Below are 18,332 nucleotides of genomic sequence, written 5' to 3'. Positions count from 1 at the left end.
AATCGCCAGTTTGCGGCGTGTTAGCCAATTCAGTTCATCGGCAGCGGTTCGGCACCCCGCTGATCCAGCATCGCTGTGATCAGTCCGATCTCTTTGGTTTGACCCTCCAGCATGGAACTCGCGATGTTACGGACCACCGGCACATCTGCATGCTCTATCGCGTACTCCATCATGGGGATTCCACCGTCATGATGGCGCAACATCAACTGCAGGAAGAGCACATCTCGTTCTGTCCCTTGTGCGGCCCGGAGTTCTGCCATTTCGGCGGGGGATGCCATACCTGGCATCTGGGCCATTGGTCCGCTGTGCTCCATGTGGCCGGCGTGGTCCCCCGCCTCCATCCAGCCCATGAAACCGTTGAGGGGCAGCAACGGCTCATCCCAGATCTGAAGCCAGCCGTGCATCTGACCAATCTGGTTCTCTTGGCCGGTGAGGATGTCGAAAGCGAGGTTTCGCACCTCGGCGTCCTCAGTGGTGGTCAGTATCGCGGCGGACATTTCGATCGCCTGGTGATGGTGCACGGACATGTCCTGCAAGAAGCCAGTATCAACTGCGCTCGGTGCCGTTTGGGAGTCGGCAGTCCCGCCGACGCGCTCGGAGACCACTCCGAGCGCGAAACCGACGGCTACAAGAAGGGCGCCAGCGATAACCGCCACCAGTCGACCCATGGCACGGCGAGGCCCATTTGCGTTCCCCGCAGAACTCACTGGTTGCCGTCCTCGCCAGCATCAGGGTCTTCAGGTACGACGTCATCGATCTCTCCCTCGGGAACGTCGAGATCAAGGTCGGAGAAGAGGTCTTCCATCGTGTCGGCATCGTCTGCGGCGCCAGATCCGTCCATTCGAACAGCATCCGGTCCGGGCGGATCAGCTTCGAAGGGGCGCGGATTCTCAGGGTCGAAGCTGCCTGGGATAGTCGCGCAGCTAGCGCCGACCTCGGGGCTCGTGTACGGGTTGAGCCGCAGCGCGCCTATGAAGTGTGTGATGCGCTCATCCTCGGCGTTGTCGAGCTGAAGCTGCCTGCCCCACGATTGCAGCGAGATGGGGGAATCCTGGCCAGGATAGGGCGACATGAAGAGATAGCTCTGGCCTTCGACCCGGCTGCGCAGCCGGTCAACGTCGTCGGCATCGGCGAGTTCAGGTTCGTAGGTGATCCATACTGCGCCGTGCTCGAGTGAGTGAACTGCATTTTCGTTGCGTATCGCTTCGTCATAGACGATGCCATTACAGGTTGCCCAGGCCGCGTCATGAGGCCCACCGATTGGTGGCGCTTGATCATATGCGACGCGCTGGTCCGGGTTCACGTGCACGTTACTGAGTTCTTCCACCGTGACCACGCCTTCGATGTCCTGTGCAGGATCGGGGTTCTCAGCGGTAGGGGCCCACCGTTCGGCCTCCATCGTTTCCATATACCTAGGCCAGAGATTCCAGGCAATGACTGCAACAAGAGCGATGACGCTGAGCACCGCGCCCACAGTCATCCACGGGATGTTGATGCCGGAACTCGCGATCCCCGAGCGCGAGGACTTCCCGCCCGCCTTCTTCCGGGCAGCCTTGATCGCCTTGGCGGACTTCGCCGCGTCTTTACTGCTATCGCCGCTTGCCATCCTCTGTACTTTCCTCACTGACGTGTATTCGACCGCAGTCAATATTTTTGCGGCTTCCAGGCCGGCTTGTCTCGACCAAGTCGATCGTGCCACGCCGGCATCGTGTAGCTGCCCAGATAGGGGCGCCACCACTCTACGTTTCGTTTCGCTGGCATGCAGTTGCCGGCGTACCGGATGGCGCATTTAGCAGTTGTCAGGGTGTCGCCATAGGATGGTTCCCTGTGACTCCCGCTGATCTCGCCGAGCTTCTCCGCAGTACCGCCGCCCGTGTAATCACCGACCGCGGGCTCGACGTGCATGTGCTGCCTGAGCGTCTCACGCTGGAACGCCCGCGCAACCCTGAGCATGGGGATTACGCGACCAATGTGGCGATGCAGGTAGCGAAGCGGATCGGTACTTCGCCGAGAGAGCTGGCCGGCTGGATCGCGGAGGCGCTGTCTGATTCCGCCGATATCAGTACCGTGGAGGTCGCCGGACCGGGATTCCTCAACATTCGCCTCGAGCCAAACGCGCAGGGCAAGATAGTCGCAGCGATTCTCCAGGCAGGCAGCCACTACGGCTCCGGGAATGAGTACAGCGACCGAACGGTGAACCTCGAATTCGTTTCAGCTAACCCGACGGGCCCGATTCACCTCGGGGGAACCCGATGGGCAGCTGCAGGTGATTCGCTGGGCAGGCTGCTGGAGGCGCAAGGCGCGAAGGTGACGCGCGAGTACTACTTCAACGACCACGGCGCGCAGATCGACCGCTTCGCGCGTTCGCTCGAGGCGGCGGCGGTCGGCGCCCCGACGCCGGACGACGGTTACGCCGGTGAGTACATCATGGAAATCGCCGGGTCGATACTGGCAGAGCGGCCGGAAGTGCTGGAGCTGCCCGCGGAGGAACGTCACGAGATATTCCGCTCCTTCGGTGTGGGGATGATGTTTGAGCACATCAAACGCACGCTGCACGAGTTCGGTACTGACTTCGACGTCTACTTCCACGAGAACTCACTGTTCGCGTCGGGCGCTGTTGAGCGTGCGGTCGCTGATCTCAAAGAGAACGGCAACCTGTACGAGAATGAGGGCGCGTGGTGGCTGCGCAGCACCGCATATGGCGATGACAAGGACCGTGTGGTCATCAAATCCGATGGCAATGCAGCCTACATCGCCGGGGACATCGCATATTTGCGCGACAAACATGAGCGTGGTTTCGGACTGTGCATCTATATGCTCGGCGCTGACCACCATGGGTATATCGCGCGTCTCAAGGCAGCCGCAGCGGCTCTCGGGTATGACCCCGATTCAGTAGAGGTGCTCATCGGGCAGATGGTCAACCTTGTACGCGACGGAAAGCCCATCCGAATGAGCAAGCGGGCCGGCACGGTCATCACCCTTGACGACTTGGTTGAGGCGATTGGCGTTGACGCAGCGAGGTACGCGCTCACGCGCACTTCGTTTGACAGCGGCCTAGACATAGATCTTGAACTGTGGGCGAGCGCCTCGAATGAGAACCCCGTCTACTATGTCCAATACGCCCATGCTCGGCTCTGCTCCATCGCGCGCAATGCGGCTGACCTGGGTGTTGTGGCTGCTTCGCCAGAGTTCGGCTTGCTCACGCACGATCGTGAGGGCGACCTGATCCGGACACTCGGTGAGTTCCCGGCAGTCGTGAAGAGTGCCGCGCTGCTGCGGGAGCCACACCGCGTGGCCCGCTATCTCGAGGACCTCGCGGGCGCGTACCACCGGTTCTATGACAAGTGCCGGGTGCTGCCGCAGGGTGACGAGTCGCCCGCTGGAATTCACAGCGCGCGCCTCGCGTTGTGCCACGCGACCCGGCAAGTTCTGTCCAATGGCCTGGCATTGCTGGGCGTTTCTGCACCGGAGCGAATGTGAGCGCACACCCAGCGGGCCCAAAGCATGCCGAATTTGCGCATGCCCCGGGCATCTCAGAGCGGCCAGACACCCCCGAAGCGCTATCGGCGCTCCCCGGGATCGTCTGGCCACGTAATGCGGTCCGGGATGAATCCGGCGTTGTCGCGATCGCGGGCGTACGCATAACAGACCTGGCAAAGCAGTACGGGACACCGCTCTTCGTCGTCGACGAAGACGATTTTCGCTCGCGGTGCCGCGAAATCGCCAGCGCGTTTGGCGCTCCGGAGCGTGTGCACTACGCGTCTAAAGCATTCCTCAGCAGCCATGTCGCACGATGGGTCGCTGAGGAAGGATTGTCCATTGACGTGTGCTCTGGCGGCGAACTTGCTGTCGCGCTTCACGGCGGATTCCCGCCGGAGCGAATCGCTTTGCATGGGAACAATAAATCAGTTGCGGAACTCGAATATGCAGTGCGCTCAGGCGTCGGTCACGTCGTCCTCGACTCCGCTATCGAGATCGACCGGCTCGATCGAATCGCCGCTGGAGAGGGTGTTGTTCAGGATGTGCTAATCCGCATCACGGTCGGTGTCGAGGCACACACACACGAATTCATCGCTACCGCGCACGAAGACCAGAAGTTTGGCTTTTCGCTCGCCGGTGGGGCTGCGCTTGACGCGGTGCGCAGGGTGTTCGCGACCGACAACCTCCGCCTTGTTGGTCTGCACAGTCACATCGGCTCGCAGATTTTCGATGTCGATGGTTTCGAACTCGCTGCCCACCGAGTGATCGGTCTGCTGCGGGAAGTTGTATCCGAGTTTGGGGTTGAGAAGACACAACAGATCAGCATGATCGATCTCGGGGGTGGTCTGGGCATCGCCTATTTGCCGAGTGACGATCCACCCCCAGTCGATGAGCTTGCCGCGAGCCTGTTGAGAATCGTGGAATCTGAAAGCGAGCGCGTGGGGCTCTCCGCTCCGGTGCTGACCGTCGAACCTGGGCGCGCGATTGCGGGGCCGGGCACCGTCACAGTTTATGAAGTCGGGACAGTGAAAGACGTAAAACTCGGCGCTCACGCCCAGCGTCGTTACCTCAGCGTTGACGGCGGAATGAGCGACAACATCCGTACGTCACTTTATGGAGCCGAATACGATGTACGTTTGGTGTCGCGGCGCAGCGAAGCCCATCCTGTAGTGGCACGTATTGTGGGTAAGCATTGTGAAACGGGGGACATCGTCATCCGGGACACGTGGATGCCCGACGACGTGGGGCCAGGGGATTTGCTGGCGGTGGCTGCCACTGGCGCGTACTGCTATTCAATGTCGAGTCGCTACAACATGCTCGGTCGTCCTGCGGTAGTGGCGGTACGTGATGGAAAAGCCCGGCTCATGCTGCGCCGGGAGAGTGTAGATGATCTGCTCAGCTTGGAGGTCGAATGAGTAGCGAACAGGCCAGCGGCTTGGTACCAGAGCGGACGCTGGGTATCGCCGTCCTCGGCCTCGGGAACGTCGGGAGTGAAGTGGTGCGCCTACTCACCGCGCACGCTGACGAATTGCAGGCACGGGTCGGCGCCCGGCTCGAGATCAAGGGCATAGCAGTGCGGAACGTCAGTCCTGACCGGGGCGTGCCCGTCGAACTGCTGACTGACGACCCCGCTGCCCTCGTTTCCCGCGACGATGTCGATATTGTCGTCGAGGTTTTCGGAGGGATCGAACCGGTTCGCACTCTGATTCTCAATGCTCTGAACAGCGGCAAGTCTGTCGTGACGGCAAATAAGGCGTTGCTCGCTGACTACACCGGTGAACTCGCAGCCGTAGCGGACGCAGCTGACCTCGACCTGTATTTCGAAGCCGCAGTCGCAGGTGCGATCCCGGTGGTGCGTCCTCTTATGCAGTCTCTGGCCGGGGACCGTGTGAAGCGCGTTGTCGGAATCGTGAACGGCACAACGAACTTCATCCTGTCCGCGATGGGGGAGACTGGTGCGGACTACGCCGAGACGCTCGCTGAGGCAAGCCGCCTCGGCTATGCGGAGGCTGACCCGACAGCGGATGTCGAAGGATTTGATGCGGCGGCCAAGGCGGCGATTCTTGCCTCGATCGCATTCCATACCCGGGTGACCGCCTCGGATGTTTATCGGGAAGGCATCTCGGAGATATCGGCTGAGGATCTCGCATCCGCAGCCGACCTCGATTGCACAATTAAACTCCTCGCAATCTGTGAGCGGGTCACGGATGACACTGGTCGCGAACGGGTTTCGGCACGTGTCTATCCGGCGCTGCTCCCGAATGTTCACCCGTTGTCCGCAGTCAACGGTGCTTTCAACGCCGTGGTGGTCGAAGCCGAGGCTGCTGGCCGACTGATGTTCTACGGGCAGGGCGCGGGCGGTGCGCCAACCGCTTCCGCTGTACTCGGCGACCTTGTGAGTGCGGCTCGCAACAAGGTGCACGGTGGTAAGGGACCCGACGAGTCCACATACGCGAAGCTTCCGGTGATGTCGATCGGTGACACACCCACCCGCTATTACGTCCGCATGGAGGTGGCAGATCGTACCGGCGTGCTCGCGGCTGTGGCTCAAGAATTCGCGAATCACGGCGTAAGTATCTCCACCGTCAGACAGTCCGGACTCGCTGACGCCGCAACGCTGGTGGTCGTCACTCATCGAGCGCCTGACGATGCGCTGTCGAAGACTGTCGCAGCCCTCACTAGCAGGGATTTCGTTAATACGGTGACAAGCGTGATCCGACTGGAAGGTACCTCGGAGGAATGACAGGATCGACTGCGATGCCCCGCCAGAACCCAGTGCACCGCGCGTGGCCAGGGCTCATCGAGGCTTACCGGGACCGGCTCGCTGTCGGCGGGGACTGGACCCCGGTTACCTTGCAGGAGGGGGCAACCCCCCTGATACCGGCCGAGTATCTCTCAGAGCTGACTGGCTGTGAGGTGTACTTGAAGGTCGAGGGGCTGAATCCGACCGGCTCATTCAAGGACCGGGGCATGACGATGGCGGTAACGGACGCGGTCGCGCGCGGTCAGCGCGCGGTGCTCTGCGCCTCGACCGGGAACACCTCTGCTTCGGCAGCGGCATACGCCGCAAAGGCGGGGATTACCTGCGCTGTATTGATTCCGGCGGGGAAAATAGCGATGGGGAAGCTCGCCCAGTCAGTGATCTACGGGGCAAAAATCATTCAGGTCAACGGCAACTTCGACGATTGCCTGGAACTCGCGCGAAAAGCGACGGCTGAGTTTCCGCAGATCGCTCTGGTCAACTCAGTCAATCCTGCCCGCATTGAAGGTCAGAAGACGGCCGCGTTCGAGGTGTGCGACGTCCTGGGACGAGCGCCCGATGTGCATGCGCTGCCGGTGGGCAACGCGGGCAACATCACTGCTTACTGGCGTGGGTACTCTGAGTACTTTTCCGACGGCATCACCGCCTCCAAGCCCAGGATGCTGGGTGTGCAGGCAGCTGGAGCCGCCCCGCTCGTCAAGGGTGAACCGGTTAAGAATCCCGAAACTATTGCAACAGCCATCCGCATCGGTGCGCCAGCCTCATGGGAAGGGGCTATGACCGCCCGGAACGAATCCGGTGGGCAGTTCCGGGCCGCAACAGATGACGAGATTCTGGACGCATACCGGCTGCTGGCCTCTCGCGAAGGAGTTTTCGTTGAGCCAGCCTCCGCTGCGAGCGTGGCAGGTTTGCTGGCGGCGCACGCCGAAGGCTGGGTTGAAGCGGGATCGACTGTGGTCTGCACTGTCACGGGAAATGGTCTGAAAGACCCCGACACGGCTTTGCACGGGATTCCGGAGGTTGAAGCGATCCCAGTTGATCCAGTATCAGTAGCGCGCGCTCTCGGTCTGGCAGAATGACTGATCTCATGTCTCACGAGGAGATGGCGACCGTCCTGCCGGACGGGCTGACGGCGACCGCTGAGGTTCCCGCGTCCAGCGCGAATCTCGGGCCGGGATTCGACTCTCTCGGTATCGCGCTTGGCCTGAACGACACGATCGGCGTCACCACTGCCCCAGCGGGACTCGAGATAAGCGTCGAGGGTGCCGGTGCGGGCGAGGTGCCGCTCGACGATTCGCATCTCGTCGCCAAAGCTGTTTTTCGTGGTCTGGGGGCAGCGGGAGTTACGCCAAAGGGGCTTCGCATCACCTGTAAGAACACAATTCCGCATTCGCGCGGTCTTGGTTCCTCTGCGTCTGCAGCGGTAGGTGGCCTGGTTGCGGCGAACGGTCTTGTGGCTCAGTTCGCCCCAGATCGCGTGCTCACTGATGACCAGCTGGTTCAGCTGGCTTCAGAGTTCGAGGGGCATCCCGACAACGCCTCCGCGAGCGTGCTTGGCGGGGCTGTGGTCTCGTGGACGCAGGCGGCAGATGACTCGAGTCCTATAGCGGGCTGCACTGCCGAGTGCTCCTATTTCGCGACCCGCCTCGAGGTTCACCCAGATATCCGGGCGGTCGTTCTCGTCCCGGAAACGCGTTCGTCCACGTCACAGACGCGCGGAATTCTGCCGACTCACGTGACACACCGTGATGCGGTGTTCAACGTCAGTCGGGCCGCCCTTGCTGTGGTTGCTTTGACGACACGCCCGGAGTTGCTGTTAGCTGCGACCGAAGACCGGCTCCACCAAGCGCAGCGCGCCCCGGCAATTCCGCTCACAACTAGGTGGGTGTCGCTTCTGCGGGGAGCAGGTATTCCGGCGACTGTGTCCGGCGCTGGCCCCGCGGTTCTCGCGCTGACGGTGCGCGATATTCCAGCAGCGCTGGTGCGGCGAGCGGGTGCTGAGGGACTCGCGGTGCATGAACTCACCATCGCCGATGGTGCTCGCTTGATATGAAATAAATGAGAGAGGTTTCGGCCTGCGTGTCAAACCTGATATTCTTGGCAGCGGATTCAGCCACAATTACGCTGTCTCACAGTCCGCACGTTGTGCTCCTCGCATTAAGACTCTCAACTTGAGCTGTCAATCCAGGGGATGCTTAGGACGTTCGAGTGAACTTCAGTTTGCTGGGTGCACGGACGGCGCTCGATTAAGTCAACCAAAAAGGCACCTCTCGATGTTCGAGCATGAGGCGGACCGCTTAACCGCGGGAAAGCGCACATGGTAGACGTGCGGCAACTCGGAGCCCAGATCAGACGCTGGGCTGCGAGACAATCCCCCAATTCGGCGATACGCGAATCGGGGAAGGAAAGGATCTCCGTGACGGAAACGGATGTGATGACGAGTCCAGACGCTGAGGCTGCTGTTGCTGCTGCCACGAAGCGTGCACAAGCCCGAAAGAGTGCCGGCCTCGCAGGCATGGTGCTTACAGAATTGCGTGCTCTCGCAGGAAGCCTCGGGATTCGCGGCACGTCAGGCATGCGTAAGAGCGAACTGATCGCGGCGATTCAGGAACGCCAGCGCGCTGCTAGCTCAGAAAGCGCTGACAAGCCTGAACCAAAGCCAGCGGACGCAACCGAAAAACCTGCTGAGGACGCTGAAGCGAGCGCTCCGGCTCCTGCACGGGGTCGTCGGCGCGCCTCCAGGCAGGCCACTGACACTGGCGCGGACGGGGCGAACAAGGCCGCGGAGCCAGCAGCACAGGCACAGGCACCAGCAGCGAAACAGCCGACCGAATCGACAGCGGCCGCCGCTCCAAGCGCGCCCGCTGACCAGCCGGCTCCAGACGCTGACTCAGAAGCCGAAGGCCCGCGCCGACGTCAGCGACGAGGTGGCACTCGCAAAGCCGCTGGTGAGACGGAAGCGGCACAGGCGCCAAAAGAGGACGACGCACCTCGCGAAACGCGTGAACGCGGACGCCCAGCCCCCGCGCGAGAGGCACAGGGCTCGAAGGACGTCGGCGAATCCGGCGAACGCGGTGACGATCGGCGCAGGTCGCAGGAAACCGAGCAGGAGACGCGTTCGGGCGGCGACGGGCAGCGGTCTGGGCCACGCGATCAGTCGGATGATGACGAGTCGGGCCGAGGGCGTCGCGGCCGCAGGTTCCGGGAGCGTCGGCGCAACCGTGATCGCGGTGGCAGCGATACCACGGACACCGACGTCCGTGAGGATGATGTTTTGCAGCCTGTTGCGGGCATCCTCGATGTCCTCGACAACTACGCTTTCGTTCGGACCTCCGGATATCTCGCCGGTCCGAACGATGTTTACGTGTCGATGAACATGGTCCGCAAGAATGGTTTACGTCGCGGCGACGCAATTACTGGTGCGGTGCGTGTGCCGAAAGAAGGCGAGCAGACCAATCAGCGACAGAAGTTCAACCCGCTGGTTCGTCTCGACACAATTAACGGTATGGCGCCCGAGCAGGCGCGCAAACGACCGGACTTCGGGAAGCTCACACCGCTCTATCCGAATGAGCGGTTGCGTCTGGAGACCACTCCGAATGTGCTCACCACGCGGGTGATCGACCTGATCATGCCGATCGGTAAGGGGCAGCGCGCTCTGATCGTCAGTCCGCCCAAGGCCGGTAAGACGACGATTCTGCAGGATGTTTCCAACGCAATTGCAGTGAACAATCCCGAGTGCTACCTGATGGTGGTTCTTGTTGACGAGCGACCTGAAGAAGTCACGGACATGCAGCGATCCGTCCGTGGCGAGGTCATCTCGTCGACGTTTGACCGTCCGCCATCAGACCACACATCGGTCGCTGAGCTTGCGATTGAACGCGCAAAGCGACTCGTCGAGATTGGCAAGGACGTCGTTGTACTCCTTGACTCGATCACTCGCCTAGGCCGCGCGTACAACAACTCTTCCCCGGCATCCGGGCGCATCCTGTCCGGCGGTGTCGATTCGACGGCGCTTTATCCGCCCAAGAGGTTCCTTGGCGCTGCCCGGAACATCGAGGAAGGCGGGTCTCTGACAATCATCGCCACGGCGATGGTGGAAACGGGCTCACAGGGCGATACGGTCATCTTCGAAGAATTCAAGGGCACCGGCAACGCTGAGCTCAAACTCGATCGGCGGATTGCTGAGCGGCGCGTCTTCCCCGCGGTCGACGTCATTCCGTCGGGTACCCGACGAGATGATCTGCTGTTGAACCCCGATGAGTTCGCTGTGCTGCACAAACTGCGGCGGGTGCTCTCCGGGCTCGACTCCCACCAGGCGATTGATCTGCTCATCGACCGGTTGAAGAAGTCGAAGAACAACCTCGAATTCCTGATGCAGGTCGCAAAGACGGCGCCGGGCGCAATGGGCGAGGACTAAGAGCGGTGACCTACGCTGCCCCGGGAATAGCGCGGGGCAGCGTGGAGTTGCGGTAAAGCATGCTGCTTCTGGCATACTTGAGCGGCTACCGAGGTACCGGTTCACGTCCATCGTGGGATGGGCGACCCGGCGACCAGCAAAGGAAGAGGACATGAAGAAGGACATTCACCCCGATTACGTCGCTACGACAGTGGTCTGCGGCTGCGGCAATTCGTTTGAAACGCGCAGCGCTGCGGCGAACGGTCGCATCAGCGTCGAGGTTTGCTCGCAGTGCCACCCGTTCTATACGGGCAAGCAGAAGATTCTCGACACCGGTGGCCGCGTAGCACGGTTCGAGGCCCGGTATGGCAAGCGTCAGCGCAAGGGTGCTGCCGCGCAGTAGCTTGAGAGTGAACGCCCGTTCTGTACGTCAGGTGCAGGCCGGGCGTTTTCTTTATTCACATTGTCGAGGGAGAAGACCACCATGGACAGTCCGTCCGCAATTGACGATCTACTTGCGGAGTACTCGGGCTTAGAGCAGCAACTCGCGGATCCCGAACTGCATGCGGATCCCGCGGCTGCGCGCAAAGCCGGTAAACGGTTCGCGCAGCTTTCCCCGATAATGGCGACGTACCGGAAGCTGAAGACCGCGCGCGAAGACCTTGTGGTCGCCAAAGAGCTTGCGGAAGATGATGCCTCGTTCGCCGGCGACGTTGCCGCGCTGGAGACCGAGGTATCGGAGCTGAACCTTACCCTGACGGACCTCCTGGCCCCACGCGATCCGCACGACGGCGACGACGTGGTCCTCGAGGTTAAGTCTGGTGAGGGTGGCGAAGAGTCCGCACTATTCGCCGCTGATCTGGCGCGCATGTACCTGCGGTACGCGGAACGCCGTGGCTGGAAGGCGGAGGTACTGGATTCTGTGATCTCCGACCTGGGCGGTTACAAGGACGCGACGATCTCGCTCAAATCGCGTGAAGATGGCCCTGACGGCGTGTGGGCCCGCCTGAAGTTCGAAGGGGGAGTGCATCGCGTGCAGCGCGTCCCAGTGACCGAATCGCAGGGCCGCATCCATACTTCGGCTGCTGGCGTTTACGTCTTCCCCGAATCCGAGGAAGCTGAAGAAGTTCAGATCGACGACAACGATTTGAGAATTGACGTGTTTCGGTCCTCAGGAAAAGGTGGTCAAGGGGTTAACACCACCGACTCTGCGGTGCGGATTACGCACTTGCCGACCGGGATCGTCGTGAGCTGTCAGAACGAGCGTTCGCAATTGCAGAACAAGGCGCGCGCGATGCAGGTCCTCGCTGCCAGACTGCAGGCAATCGCTGAGGACGAAGCGGAAGCGGAAGCGTCGGCGGGCCGGAGAAGTCAGGTCAGAACGGTGGACCGGTCGGAGCGGATCAGAACGTACAACTTCCCAGAGAACCGGATTGCTGATCACAGGATCGGTTTCAAAGCGCATAACCTCGATGCCGTTCTCGGCGGCGAGCTTGACGCAATGCTCGACGCGCTCGCCGAAGCTGATCGGCAAGCGCGTCTGGAAGCAGAATGAAGTCTCCGGAACAACGCTTGGCTTTCGCATTGTCCTGGTGTGGTTGACCCGCATGCGTGGCACGTTGTAGATGTGCCGTGTGGCCGGACCGCGATGACCCGCGCTCCTGCTTGATCTGCTTTATAGATGATCAGGGTGTGGATTTGTGTCCAGCCCTGAGCGAGGATCGACCGGTTAAGCCCGGCCTTGTGCTTGACGTTCACACCGGGTTCTTCGACGGTGCCTTTCGCTGAACGTGTCATGTTCGCTACCCGCAGGTCTTCGATCATCACTGCCGCGACACCGGTATTGGCCAGGGCGGTCGTGGTTTGGTGGGCGAAGTCGTACCGGCGTCGCGCTTGCCGTGCTTTCAGCCCGCCGATGTGGGCATAGGTGCGTTGGAGTCGCCGGCTCGGCTTGTGCCCGCGCGGCTTATTGCTGCGTTGCCGGACAGCTGTGCATTCGAGTCGGTACAAGCGCTTCGCCTCACCGGCGGCACTATCCACCGAAGGTGGCGCTCCCGAAACTGGTGAACAGTCTCAACGGCGTCACCGCACGTCGCCTCCGGCAGGAATACGCACCCCACGTGCGCAAACACCTGTGGGGCGGGCATTTCTGGTCCGGGTCCTACTTCGCCGGGTCCTGCGGCGGAGCACCCCTGACCGTGGTCAAGCAGTACATCGAGAACCAGCAAGGCCCGTCTAACCGACCAGCGGCCCCGCTACGCGAGCCCAAAGGACGGGATACGCTTCACCCCCGGCATGAACACCGGAACACTGCGCAAGACTAGAAGTAGAGCTGAGATTTCTGGGGTCAGAGTGAGGGCCGAGAGGCTCCCCGCAGCAGTTATGGCGCCGTTTGGGCGGCAGGTGCCGAGGGAACCTGGTCCGTTGTGACGCCCGGGAGCAGCAGGCATAGCTCACCGCGCGCGTTCTCGTAGAGACCGTACATAGCGGATACAACTGTCCCCGCCCCCGTCTCTACCAGTGTGATGGGGCGCACGAAATCTTCGTCGAGTTCTGTAGGCTCGAGATTCTCGGTGCCGAACAGCAGATTTCCTGTCTCCAGCTGGCTGAGATTCAGCCAGGAAACCATAGCTCCTGGGCCGCCCCGCTCGTTGATGACGTACGCGATGAGTTCCGGCGGCAAGTTGTTGTCGTCAGCTTGTACGTAGCTGTGTGGCGCGGCGATTCCGCCGGAGCAGAACACCGGGTTTGGCGGTGTGTCGAAAGGCTTTGCCTGCGCCGCTATGGGGGCGGCTACGGCGAGTGCCCCTGCAGCCGCGATGGCGATTGCTGGGCGTACCGCTGGTCTGCGGATAGTGGTGCGTTTCATGGTGATTCCTCCAGGGAGTGCGACAGATTCAGGCTAGTCGAAGCGGACATTTGCGGGCAGAGTCACGCAGTTCCGTTATCGACCCGATTCTCATGGGAACCTATTGGGGTGACTCGACAGTCTTTGCGCGCATCGCTGCATGATGCGACTCAGGTTCTGAAAGATGCGGCTGTACCGAGCCCGGCTGTGGATGCCGAGCTCATCGCCGCGCATGTGCTCGGTGTTCAGAGAACGAGACTTGGGCTAACCCCCTTCTTCTCAGATGGCCAGGCCGAGGATTTCGATACCTTGATCGCACGCAGGGCTAAACGTGAGCCGCTCCAATACATCACCGGAGTCGCCGCGATGGGGGAGATCGACGTGGCCGTGGGCCCTGGTGTCTTCATTCCGCGGCCCGAGACCGAACTTCTGCTGGGCTGGGCTCTTGCATCACTCGAGGCGTGTGGGGCCCATCCGCCCCTGGTAATGGACCTCTGCAGCGGCACGGGTGCGCTCGCTCTCGCGATAGCTCACGCAAGGCCAGACGCTGACGTCCACGCAATCGAGATTGACCCGGCAGCGCTGGAGTGGCTGCAACGCAATCGGCAGTTACGGGAAGCCGCGGGTGACAGCACCATTACCGTTTATAGAGGTGATGTCACTGATCTGTCGCTTTTAAGCGAGTTCACGGGTGCTATCGATGTGATCGTGGCGAATCCGCCGTACGTGCCGTCTGCGGCGAATGTAACCGCTGAGGTTGCGGATTTCGAGCCGCCAGCTGCGGTTTTTGCAGGGCAGGACGGATTGGACGTGATCAGGCCTATGGTCGCCAATGTTGCCCGGCTGTTGCGGAGTGGGGGAGCAGTCGGTATCGAACACGACGATTCGAATGGTGCGGGCGTATGCGCGATCCTCGAAGGGCACGGCGGCTTCTCGGACGTTGTCGAGCACTGCGACCTCGCTGGGAAGCCGCGTTTCGTGACCGCCAATCGGATATGAGCGCAGGCGAAGTTCTGGCCAGGTACCTGACACGACCCGGGGCGCGCGAACGACTGACGCTTAGCGATGACAGGATTGAAGCGTGAGCACAGTTTATGACTGCACTAGCAGTGAATCGAGGGAAACTGGTATCGCTGCCGCCGTTCAGGCTGTCAGAGCAGGAAGGCTGGTCGTGCTCCCCACGGACACTGTGTACGGCATCGGTTGCGACGCGTTCGATTCGCACGCCGTTGGTGCACTTCTGGCCGCGAAGGGCCGAGGCCGCGAGATGCCGGTACCTGTCCTGGTGGGATCCTGGACGACCATCGACGGGCTCGTGCTCTCTGTACCGACGCGAACCCGTGCGTTGGTGGAGGCCTTCTGGCCCGGGGGGCTTAGCATCGTCGTTGAGCACGCGCCATCGCTGTCCTGGGATCTCGGGTATACCCGAGGAACTGTGATGCTCCGAATGCCGCTCCATCCAATCGCGCTGGAGGTTCTGCGTGAAGTTGGACCCATGGGCGTTTCGAGCGCGAACAAATCGGGACACCGGCCCGCGACTAGCGCGGCGGACGCCGAAGGTCAGCTCGGCGATTCTGTTGCGGTTTATCTTGACGGCGGTGAAAGCCAGTTTGGAGTCGCTTCCACCATCGTCGACTTGACGGGCGAAACGCCGCGAGTGCTCCGGGAAGGAGCCGTTCAGCTGGGCGCGATAGCCGAGGTCCTCGGCATGCAACCAGACGAACTGCTCCCGCCTGCCTCCTGAGCGATGAAAGGAACGTGGCTGTGAATACACCCTTCTGGGGCCCGGACTGGGAGTCGCTGGAGCAAGCCGACCCTGCGATAGCTGACATCCTTCTCGGAGAACTCGGCCGCTTGCGCGATGGCCTGCAATTGATCGCGAGTGAGAACTTCACAAGCCCGGCAGTCCTGGCTGCCCTGGGCTCAACCTTGGCGAACAAGTACGCGGAGGGTTATCCCGGGCGGCGTTTCTACCCGGGCTGCGAATTTGTGGACCAGGCGGAGAATCTCGCAGCCGAGAGGGCAAAAGATCTTTTCGGCGCCGAGCATGTCAACGTTCAGTCGCATTCTGGCAGCAGCGCTAATCTTGCGACATACGCAGCGTTCGCACAGCCCGATGACCCGGTGATGGCGCTCAGTTTGTCGCACGGGGGGCACCTGACACACGGGTCTCGCGTGAACTTTTCCGGGAGGTGGTTCACTCCGATTCCGTACCGCGTGCGCAGGGACACAGAACTCATCGACTACGACGAAGTCCGAGACCTAGCACGCCTGCACAGGCCCCGGATCATTCTGTGTGGTGGCACAGCATACTCGAGACTGATCGACTACCGGATCTTCCGTGAGATCGCGGACGAGATCGACGCGATTCTCTGGGTTGACGCGGCACACTTCATGGGGCTGGTAGCAGGCCAGGCGATTCCCTCTCCGCTCCCGTATGCGGACGTGGTGACGGCGACTACCCACAAGACGCTCCGAGGTCCTCGTGGCGGGATGATTCTGTGCAGGGATGAGCACGCTAAAGCAATCGATCGCGCCGTGTTCCCTTTCAGCCAGGGCGGCCCGATGATGCATTCGATTGCTGCCAAAGCAGTGGCTTTCAAAGAGGCCGCTTCAGAGGAGTTTGCGGAGTACGCCCGGCGAACCGTCAGTAATGCGGGAGCGCTGGCCAAGGCTCTGGAAGAGACCGGTATGCGTGCGGTGACGGGTGGCACCGATACCCACGTGGCCGTGCTGGATCTGACTCCGACCGGCGTCAACGGCGCCGATGCCGAGCGTCGCTGCGCTGCCGCCCGGATACTGCTTACCAAAAACGCGATCCCGTTCGACACGATGCCGCCGCGGACTCCATCCGGAATTCGAGTCGGAACTGCGGCGATCGCCACCCAAGGCTTCGGCCCTGGTGAGATGGACCGCATCGGCAGGCTCATCGCGCGTGCTGTAACAGCGGAACGCGGCACGAAACGCGGAAACGCCGTCCTTGCCGATATTGCCGATGAGGTGGGGGAGGTTGTCGCAGCCAAGCCCGCTTACGCCCGTGGCGAGGCATGGTCTCCTGACGCTTCACGGTAGCGTCAGTGAACGTGAGCGCCACTGATCCCGTGATTGACATCCTTGCGCAGCCCGGTGGTGGCGCTGGCGTGCCCATCCGCGAGCTCATGCTGATCTGCTTGACCGCCGCGATCGTGACCTTCCTGGGTACGGGTCTCGTGCGGGTGCTCGCCACGCGAGGTGGAGCGGTCGCTTACCCTCGGGATCGTGACGTGCATGTCGCACCTACGCCGCGTATGGGCGGGGTGGGCATGTTTCTCGGCATCGTCGCGGCGATGTACCTCGCCCAGCAATTGCCGGCTTTGACGCGCGGCTTCGAATACACCACCGACATTCAGGCGGCCGTAATCGCTGGTGGGGTGATCGTGGTTGTCGGGATGATCGATGACCGCTGGGGCCTCGATGCTCTAACGAAATTCATGGGCCAAGTCACCGCGGGTGGTGTTCTCGTCATCTTTGGCGTTTCCTGGTACGTGCTGTATTTGCCGTTCGGAGATGGTACGACCGTCATTCTGGACCAGCTCCAAGCTGCTGGCCTCACTGTTTTCCTTACAGTACTGATGGTCAACGCAATGAACTTCGTGGACGGTTTGGACGGACTCGCGGCGGGGCTCGGGCTGATCGCAGCCCTCGCGATATGCGCCTTCTCTGTTGGGATGCTGTTCGATCAGGGCGGCGATGTCAGTGTGTACCCGCCCGCGATGCTCGCGGCGGCGTTAGCGGGTGCTTGTCTGGGTTTTTTGCCGCACAATTTTCAGCCGGCACGGATCTTCATGGGCGATTCGGGATCGATGCTGATCGGGCTTATGCTCGCGGCGGTATCGACCAGCGCATCCGGCAAGATCAGCCTCGATCTTTATGGTCCGCGCGATTTGCTTGGGCTGCTAGCCCCCATACTCGTAGTAGTGGCGGTCATGTTCATTCCGCTGCTTGATCTTTTGCTCGCGGTGATACGCCGGACTCGTGCCGGGCGAAGCCCTTTCAGTCCGGACAAGATGCACCTGCACCACCGTCTGCTCGAGATCGGACATTCCCATAGGCGAGTCGTACTGGTGATCTATGGGTGGGTAGCGCTACTCGCTTTCGGAGCCGTCGGAGGCTCGCTCATCGATCGCCGCATCGTACTGCCGGTGTTCATTGCCGGCGCCGTCTTTGCTTTGATCATCACCATGGTCCCGCGTTTCAGCCGGTCAGGGCGACGGTTCTGAATTTGTCGGTGTTGCCCGTTAGGCTGGTTCACCGTGAGCACCCCGACAAACGGTTCAGGCAATTCCACCTTCTCGGAACCAGAAGAGGCGAGCGGGATGAAGGATGACGCTCCTGCACGATTGCGGCTGGCCCCGCCAGATGATCCTGTAGCGCCCCTGCGGGCCGCAGTGCGTTACGGCGTAATCGGCCTGATCACGCTGGCGATCGTCGGTTCCGTGGTCTCGTACCTCCTCGCCGGCCTTCCAGGGCTCTGGGGAGCACTCATCGGCTCCGCGGTGGGGGGTGGCTTCATTCTGTTCACGGCGCTGAGCGTGCTCTTCTCGGCGCGCTTCAACGCGATGACGGCGGGCGCTGTCATTCTCGGTGGGTGGGCGCTGAAGATGCTGCTCGCGCTGATAGTTTTCGCCTCGCTGGCGAATATGACGTTTTATAGCCAGCCAGCGCTTGCTGTTGTTGTCATCGCTGCGCTGCTGCTGGTGCTTGGAGCAGAGACGTACGGGGTCCTCAAGCAGCGCGTTCCTTACGTTAGCCCGGTCCCGGAAGATGTGACTTCACCCACAAATAACGACGAGAAGTAGTACTACAAC

Annotated in this window: 17 protein-coding genes and 1 pseudogene; 14 read left to right on the top strand and 4 right to left on the bottom strand. The window is 61.6% G+C overall.

The genetic code is table 11. The features are described 5' to 3' along the window. Nucleotides 1-29 precede the first annotated feature (29 nt). Nucleotides 30-668: a DUF305 domain-containing protein gene (locus tag AS9A_RS15755; RefSeq protein WP_049793750.1), complete on the bottom strand. Its 639-nt coding sequence runs from the start codon at nucleotides 666-668 to the stop codon at nucleotides 30-32. Nucleotides 669-703: 35 nt separating this feature from the next. Next, nucleotides 704-1,606 (bottom strand): DUF3105 domain-containing protein, encoded by a 903-nt coding sequence (locus AS9A_RS15750; RefSeq protein ID WP_013808067.1) that lies wholly within the window; start codon nucleotides 1,604-1,606, stop codon nucleotides 704-706. A 221-nt stretch (nucleotides 1,607-1,827) separates the two neighbouring features. Between AS9A_RS15750 and argS the strand changes: the two genes are divergently transcribed. From argS to prfA, 8 genes are all read left to right on the top strand, one after another. Next, nucleotides 1,828-3,480 carry an arginine--tRNA ligase gene (gene argS / locus AS9A_RS15745; protein ID WP_013808066.1) on the top strand — a complete coding sequence of 551 codons (1,653 nt, stop codon included), beginning with the start codon at nucleotides 1,828-1,830 and terminating at the stop codon, nucleotides 3,478-3,480. After that, complete coding sequence (gene lysA / locus AS9A_RS15740) at nucleotides 3,477-4,895, top strand: diaminopimelate decarboxylase (RefSeq protein ID WP_013808065.1); 1,419 nt, start codon at nucleotides 3,477-3,479, stop codon at nucleotides 4,893-4,895. The genes argS and lysA overlap by 4 nt, the downstream gene beginning before the upstream one ends. After that, a complete protein-coding gene (locus AS9A_RS15735) occupies nucleotides 4,892-6,223 on the top strand; it encodes a homoserine dehydrogenase (protein ID WP_013808064.1) in 1,332 nt (443 codons plus the stop codon). Before lysA ends, AS9A_RS15735 begins: the two co-directional genes overlap by 4 nt. Nucleotides 6,224-6,237: 14 nt before the next feature. After that, a complete protein-coding gene (gene thrC, locus AS9A_RS15730) occupies nucleotides 6,238-7,320 on the top strand; it encodes a threonine synthase (RefSeq protein WP_013808063.1) in 1,083 nt (360 codons plus the stop codon). Between the two features lie 23 nt (nucleotides 7,321-7,343). Then, a complete protein-coding gene (thrB, locus tag AS9A_RS15725; RefSeq protein ID WP_041451140.1) occupies nucleotides 7,344-8,294 on the top strand; it encodes a homoserine kinase in 951 nt (316 codons plus the stop codon). A gap of 381 nt (nucleotides 8,295-8,675) precedes the next feature. Beyond that, entirely contained in the window at nucleotides 8,676-10,658 is a 1,983-nt protein-coding gene (gene rho / locus AS9A_RS15720) for a transcription termination factor Rho (protein WP_148262612.1), read from the top strand. Between the two features lie 151 nt (nucleotides 10,659-10,809). Next, on the top strand, nucleotides 10,810-11,040 hold the full coding sequence (gene rpmE / locus AS9A_RS15715; RefSeq protein ID WP_013808060.1) for a 50S ribosomal protein L31: 231 nt from the start codon (nucleotides 10,810-10,812) through the stop codon (nucleotides 11,038-11,040). Between the two features lie 81 nt (nucleotides 11,041-11,121). Next, on the top strand, nucleotides 11,122-12,192 hold the full coding sequence (prfA, locus tag AS9A_RS15710) for a peptide chain release factor 1 (protein WP_013808059.1): 1,071 nt from the start codon (nucleotides 11,122-11,124) through the stop codon (nucleotides 12,190-12,192). Here the strand turns inward: prfA and AS9A_RS24990 are convergent. Then, nucleotides 12,078-12,434, bottom strand: coding sequence for a zinc ribbon domain-containing protein (locus AS9A_RS24990; RefSeq protein WP_158307376.1), 357 nt, complete (start codon nucleotides 12,432-12,434; stop codon nucleotides 12,078-12,080). The two genes, prfA and AS9A_RS24990, sit on opposite strands and share 115 nt — an antisense overlap. 236 nt (nucleotides 12,435-12,670) lie before the next feature. On the opposite strand from AS9A_RS24990, the pseudogene tnpA reads away from it, so the two are divergent. After that, nucleotides 12,671-12,961, top strand: a pseudogene (gene tnpA, locus AS9A_RS23365) (IS200/IS605 family transposase); the annotation flags it as partial. A gap of 56 nt (nucleotides 12,962-13,017) precedes the next feature. Here the strand turns inward: tnpA and AS9A_RS15705 are convergent. Beyond that, the gene (locus tag AS9A_RS15705) at nucleotides 13,018-13,506 is read right to left on the bottom strand and encodes a hypothetical protein (protein WP_013808057.1); all 489 of its coding nucleotides are present in this window, start codon (nucleotides 13,504-13,506) and stop codon (nucleotides 13,018-13,020) included. Nucleotides 13,507-13,614: 108 nt separating this feature from the next. On the opposite strand from AS9A_RS15705, the gene prmC reads away from it, so the two are divergent. The 5 genes from prmC to AS9A_RS15680 all read left to right on the top strand — a co-directional run bounded on the left by prmC (nucleotide 13,615) and on the right by AS9A_RS15680 (nucleotide 18,323). Continuing rightward, nucleotides 13,615-14,484 carry a peptide chain release factor N(5)-glutamine methyltransferase gene (prmC, locus tag AS9A_RS15700; RefSeq protein WP_041451139.1) on the top strand — a complete coding sequence of 290 codons (870 nt, stop codon included), beginning with the start codon at nucleotides 13,615-13,617 and terminating at the stop codon, nucleotides 14,482-14,484. Between the two features lie 82 nt (nucleotides 14,485-14,566). After that, nucleotides 14,567-15,229 carry an L-threonylcarbamoyladenylate synthase gene (locus AS9A_RS15695; protein WP_013808054.1) on the top strand — a complete coding sequence of 221 codons (663 nt, stop codon included), beginning with the start codon at nucleotides 14,567-14,569 and terminating at the stop codon, nucleotides 15,227-15,229. A 20-nt stretch (nucleotides 15,230-15,249) separates the two neighbouring features. Next, nucleotides 15,250-16,557 (top strand): serine hydroxymethyltransferase, encoded by a 1,308-nt coding sequence (locus tag AS9A_RS15690; protein WP_013808053.1) that lies wholly within the window; start codon nucleotides 15,250-15,252, stop codon nucleotides 16,555-16,557. Between the two features lie 86 nt (nucleotides 16,558-16,643). Beyond that, entirely contained in the window at nucleotides 16,644-17,744 is a 1,101-nt protein-coding gene (locus AS9A_RS15685; RefSeq protein WP_083826702.1) for a glycosyltransferase family 4 protein, read from the top strand. Between the two features lie 96 nt (nucleotides 17,745-17,840). After that, nucleotides 17,841-18,323 (top strand): membrane protein, encoded by a 483-nt coding sequence (locus tag AS9A_RS15680; protein WP_013808051.1) that lies wholly within the window; start codon nucleotides 17,841-17,843, stop codon nucleotides 18,321-18,323. Nucleotides 18,324-18,332 lie beyond the last annotated feature (9 nt).

Origin of the sequence: Hoyosella subflava DQS3-9A1 (assembly GCF_000214175.1) — a bacterium.
Classification (GTDB): Bacteria; Actinomycetota; Actinomycetes; order Mycobacteriales; family Mycobacteriaceae; genus Hoyosella; species Hoyosella subflava.
Note: the sequence above shows the minus strand (reverse complement) of the source record. Positions and strands in the feature narration are given on the sequence as shown.